Origin of the sequence: Shewanella sp. 10N.286.45.A1, assembly GCF_041470405.1 — a bacterium.
Lineage (GTDB): Bacteria > Pseudomonadota > Gammaproteobacteria > Enterobacterales > Shewanellaceae > Shewanella.
Genome location: NZ_JBFRMK010000380.1, coordinates 1 through 5,354, shown reverse-complemented (window position 1 = coordinate 5,354; position 5,354 = coordinate 1). Strand labels below are relative to the sequence as shown.

Sequence of the window (5,354 nt, the reverse complement as noted above, 5' to 3'; positions counted from 1 at the left end):
TCAGCCGCACTACGTGAGTGACAAATAGCGAGCAACAAAAATGCTGGATTCCTATTGAAATCCAGCATTTTATTTTGCAGTCGATTTAATTCATTTAAACTACAGAAACCTACTTTTTAGTCTTAGATTCTTCTAGACCTATGCTATTCATCCAATGGTCAAAGTCCATCATGTTGCCCGGCAAGACCACTTTACTCTTGCTTGAACTCAAACCATCCATCTGCTTAAGATATTGAGCGCCCAGCTGCATGCGCACCACGTTCTTACCACCGGGAGCTGCGATAACCGCCGCCATCCGCTCAATCGATTCTGCGGTAGCACGAGCAATCGTTAATATCTCCTCGCCCTTACCTTCCGCTTCGTTGATGCGGCGCTGCATTTCACCTTCTGAGTGGTTAATGGTTTCAGCTTTTACACCTTCAGAGCGATTAATCTTACTTTGCTTGTCGCCTTCACTCTTAGCCAACAGTGCACGCTTTTCGCGCTCGGCATTGACCTGCATCTCCATGGCATTTTTAACCGTTTCTGGTGGAGTGATGTTCTTAATTTCGTAACGATGAACTCGGATCCCCCACATAGCACCAGCTTGATCAAGTACTTCAACCACCTTGGCACTAATGACATCTCGCTCTTCAAAGGTACGGTCTAGATCAAGAGTACCAATTACCGAACGGGTGGTCGTTTGCGCTAACTGAATCGCAGCGTAACGATAATCAACCACGCCGTAGCTCGCTTTTACTGGGTCGATAACCGAAATATAGATAACCCCATCAACTTCGACGTTGACCTCGTCACAAGAGAAACACTCTTGCGGTGGCACATCGATAGTTTCTTCTTTTAGGTCATGAATATATGCAACTTTATCAACAAAGGGTACTAATGCATGGAAGCCCGCATCTAAGGTTGAATGATACTTACCAAGGCGCTCAACAATATAAGCCGATTTGGTTGGTACCAAGCGAATTGATTGAAATAGCTTAACCACGAAGATGGCAAAGATAAGTCCCCAGATTGCCATTACAATCAGATCTGTATTAATTCCTGCAAACATTAGCGTGCTCCTTTCACTGAATTAGCAGACACGGCATGAGTGACTTGCTCCATACCTTCAAAGAACCCTTCCAATTTAGCCAGTTCAGCAGGTACCACTGACACATCGGCCTCATCTAGGATCTTACCAACTTGGCTAATAAACTGCTCTTTCAGTTGCATGTTCATCGCTTCATTACCACCCTCTTGTGCAAGTGCAGTCGAGACTAATTCCATCCCTTCTGTTTTCGCTTTGGCAATAATGGTGATCTCTGCTGCCGTACCTTTTGCTTCATTTATACGGCGCTGCTTTTCACCCTCTGACAGATTAATTGCTTCCTGACGTTCACCTTGCGAAAGGTTGATCATCGCGGCTTTCTCAGCATTCGCTAGCGTGATTTCAGCACGTTTACTACGCTCAGCTTCCATTTGCTTCTCAAGTGTGTGGATCACTTTTCGAGATGGAGTAATGTTCTTTATCTCGTAACGCAGCACTTTTATACCCCATGGGTCGGAAGCCTTATCAATCTCACGTACAATAGATTCATTTAAGCTATCGCGCTCGGAGAAAGTTTGGCTTAGGCTTAATTTACCAATCTCAGAACGCATGGTTGTTTGTGCAAGGTTAACCGCAGCAAGACGATAATCCTCAATACCATAACTGGCTAACTTGCCGTCCATCACCTTAAGGTAAACTAAACCATCAACTTCAAGCTGGGTGTTATCTTTTGAGATACAACTTTGCGGCGGCACATCGAGTACCTGCTCGCGGATCTCATGCTTGTAAGCAACGCGATCAAAAAATGGGATTAGAAAATGAAACCCTGGCTGCAGGACTACTCGGAATTTTCCTAAACGCTCAATCACATTGACTTCGCGCATTGGCACAATAAGTAGCAGCTTATAGAGGATGAAAAAAACAAATAGAACAAATATTGTAAATATAAACATGTATAGATTCCTTCCCAACAGAAAAACAGTGTAATACCAATCTGCATAAGTAGTTGGTCTACTCAGAGTGTTTTTTGGCGAACTAATTCAAGGCGGATAATTGACAGAATGGTTGTTCCCTTTTGCCTTTATCCAACACCGAAGTAGGAAGCCAAAACACTCCTTACAGTCGACCAAATCTTTATACCGATTGGTATGACTAGGTATTTGTTAAGTTTTCAGCTTGCTCAACTAACGGTTCGACCACTAAAGCGATATTGTCTCGACAGATAACTCTGACGTGGCTACCGACAGCGATTTCAGTGCCATCACCGAGTGCAGGCCATTCACTTCCCTGAAATTCAATACGACCCGTTTTTTGTGCCGGACCGATTGTTTGCTTAACGATGGCAGATTGATTGAAGAGATCTAACTCTTCATCGGTATTATCCACATGGGCATCACCACCAACTAGCTTTTGCGTTACCTGCCTAAATAGCAGTAAGAGCACCATCGAAGCGATAAACCAAAGAGTTAGACTTTGAACAATACCTTCAACTAAACCTGTCGCTAATGCTCCAGCTACTACCAAACAAGCAGCACCGAGAAGAATCACAATACCACCTGGTAAAATAATCTCCGCTAACATCAGAAATAGGCCGATTACGGCCCAGATCAAGATAGGATTTGATAACTCCATATTTCCCCCTGAAATGAAAGAGTCCAGACAGTCACTATATCAGCTGTTTATTTTTTTTGCGACATATTATGTCAAGAAAACTATAAATAACACGCTACCTGAGGTCTATGAATCATTTATTAATCGAACATAAACCACTGAATAAATAACACTTAGCAGCTAATTCGGACAATACACCTTTTTACACCTCACTCAGTGCAATTACAATCTACCGTAAAATATTTACAATCTAACGCAAAAAATCGTAACAAACTCTTTGAACAATATTCAGTTTCAGCCTATATTTCACGCCATTAAAATGGTTATCGAACAATCGTTTTAAATTGGTCTGTCCCCTTATAAATAGCACCATAGAGTGTATAGATTGCCTAACAATAAGCAGCGCAAGCTGCACACAAAAGGTTTTGAGATGAATAACAAATGGTTATGCCTAGCGCTACTCGTCAGCCCAACAGCAATGGCTGACAATATGATTAATTGGTGGGATGCAAGCGTCACTGCCCTGTACGGTGATAATTACGACTTAGCACCGTCTGACTCACAAACAACTTTCACCTTTGAAACTGCAGGTGACTGGAAGTATGGAGACTGGTTTGCTTTCCAAGATGTTACTTATTTTAACGGCAATAATGGTGGCAAAGACAGCACCACGTACGGCGAAATATCGACTCGTTTTAGCGCAGGAAAAATTCTAGGTAAAGAGATTGCCATCGGCCCAATTAGCGATCTATCTCTAGCGCTCACCTTCGAAGAGGGTGAAGGCCCAGTAAAAAGCTGGCTATATGGTTTAGGTATGGATTTGAATGTGCCGTACTTCAGCTATTTTCAACTCAATACCTACCGCAGACATGCAACCGGTAGCGATAACATCAGCGATGGCTGGCAGTTAACTCCAGCATTTAGAATGGACTTTCCTGTTGGCAACTCTAATATCGTATTTGATGGCTTCTTTGATTGGGTATTCGCGACTGATGAAGATGCGTATCAAACCAACTTCCACTTCAATCCGCAGCTTAAATATGATCTAGGCGCAGTGGTTTTCGGTGAGCATAAGAAGAATAAACTGTTTGTCGGTATCGAATACGATTACTGGAAGAACAAGTATGGTGTTGATGGTATCGATCAGAACACCTACTCAGTGATAGCAAAATATCACTTCTAAATCTGTTTGATACAGATACAAAAAAGGCGCTATATGCGCCTTTTTGCTTAAGTATATTTATTCCCTAATAGACCCCTCTTATAGAGAATGTCATACCACTATGCCAACAGCTTTTTAGCTGCAGCCACAACGATAGAAACAGCACTAACTTCTGTTTTCTTCATCGTCGCTTCATCTGGGATCTCTTGCTGTGTACGGTTCACAATCACACCCGCTACACACGCTGCACGCCAACCTTGTGAAGCACACATGGTAAATAGCGTTGAAGATTCCATCTCATAGTTAAGCACACCAAGATCTTGCCACTCTTGCATCGACCCTTTGAACTGACGAGTAATGCGGCCAGAAACCGTATCGTAACGCTCTTGTCCTGGGTAGAAGGTGTCAGATGAGGCAGTGATACCGATATGAGGCTCTAAACCTGCATCACGGCTCGCTTCAACCATAGCTGTCGTACATTCAAAGTTTGCAACCGCAGGGAACTCCATAGGAGCAAAATGCAAGCTAGCGCCATCTAGACGAACAGAAGCTTGAGTAACAATCACGTCTCCAACATTAACCTGTGGCTGGATAGCACCAGTTGTTCCAACACGTAAGAAGGTACGTACACCTAGCTGAGCCAGCTCTTCAACTGCGATAGAGGTAGATGGTCCACCGATACCCGTTGAACACACGACAACAGGCTTACCGTCGATATACGCTAGATAACTGGTATATTCGCGGTGGCTTGCAAGAAATGTCGCGTTCTCCATTAGCTCTGCAATACGTTTAACTCTTTCTGGATCACCTGGCACGATAGCTAAGCTTGCGCCAGCTAGCATCTCTTTGGTTAAGCCTAAATGAAATACATCAGACATTGTGAAAACCCCTTTCAATTTTGATTATAAAATTCTTAATAAATCGACTTTAACCTAGTATCGACCGCGATAAGGTTAACCTGATCACACTTTTTCTGCCAAGAGTAAATGAATTGTCGTAATCTAGTTACCAAAACAAGATTGTTAACGATTGTAAAAATATAGCAGTAGAACTGCAGAGTGCCAGCCGCACTTAAGGTTATTTCCCTAAAAGATAACTGACATGAAAAAACAATAAAAACAACCAAGTAGAATGATATTCACTCATCAAGTGGGATAAAGCATTAAAACATGATCTAGCTCACAAATAGTCCAAATAGAACGCGCTAGTTTAAAGTTGAACCACAAGAAAATATCAGCAAAAGGACAGCCTGCATGTTTCCAGAATATAGAGAATTAATAAGCAAACTTAAAACTTCTGACACTCACTTCCAGAAAAAATTTAACAAGCATAATCAGCTCGATGAGGAGATTAAGAATCTGGAACAGCACAGCGCTAGCGACTACACCCCAGAGGTACACGAGTTAAAGCTACAGAAGTTGCATTTGAAAGAGGAGATCTACGATATTTTGAAAGGCCATTCAGCTTAGCTAGATGCTAATACCAATTGCATTTAAAGTTTGACCATTCAGCGACAATTCAAAGGGAATAACCACCTCTTTACCAATGCGCTTT

The 5,354-nt window shown here is 42.4% G+C and carries 6 protein-coding genes; 2 read left to right on the top strand and 4 right to left on the bottom strand.

Translation table 11 applies throughout. The features are described from left to right. Positions 1-109: 109 nt before the first annotated feature. From AB4238_RS21615 to AB4238_RS21605, 3 genes are all read right to left on the bottom strand, one after another. Complete coding sequence (locus tag AB4238_RS21615; protein ID WP_372035607.1) at positions 110-1,051, bottom strand: SPFH domain-containing protein; 942 nt, start codon at positions 1,049-1,051, stop codon at positions 110-112. Continuing rightward, the gene (locus AB4238_RS21610) at positions 1,051-1,980 is read right to left on the bottom strand and encodes an SPFH domain-containing protein (protein WP_372035605.1); all 930 of its coding nucleotides are present in this window, start codon (positions 1,978-1,980) and stop codon (positions 1,051-1,053) included. The genes AB4238_RS21615 and AB4238_RS21610 overlap by 1 nt, the downstream gene beginning before the upstream one ends. Before the next feature lie 199 nt (positions 1,981-2,179). Further along, positions 2,180-2,659 carry an NfeD family protein gene (locus AB4238_RS21605; protein WP_372035603.1) on the bottom strand — a complete coding sequence of 160 codons (480 nt, stop codon included), beginning with the start codon at positions 2,657-2,659 and terminating at the stop codon, positions 2,180-2,182. Between the two features lie 409 nt (positions 2,660-3,068). Between AB4238_RS21605 and AB4238_RS21600 the strand changes: the two genes are divergently transcribed. Continuing rightward, on the top strand, positions 3,069-3,821 hold the full coding sequence (locus tag AB4238_RS21600) for an ion channel protein Tsx (protein ID WP_372035602.1): 753 nt from the start codon (positions 3,069-3,071) through the stop codon (positions 3,819-3,821). 98 nt (positions 3,822-3,919) lie between these two features. On the opposite strand, the gene udp is transcribed toward AB4238_RS21600, so the two are convergent. Further along, complete coding sequence (udp, locus tag AB4238_RS21595) at positions 3,920-4,678, bottom strand: uridine phosphorylase (protein ID WP_220735557.1); 759 nt, start codon at positions 4,676-4,678, stop codon at positions 3,920-3,922. A 375-nt stretch (positions 4,679-5,053) separates the two neighbouring features. On the opposite strand from udp, the gene AB4238_RS21590 reads away from it, so the two are divergent. Continuing rightward, on the top strand, positions 5,054-5,269 hold the full coding sequence (locus tag AB4238_RS21590) for a YdcH family protein (protein WP_020914669.1): 216 nt from the start codon (positions 5,054-5,056) through the stop codon (positions 5,267-5,269). Positions 5,270-5,354: the final 85 nt, after the last annotated feature.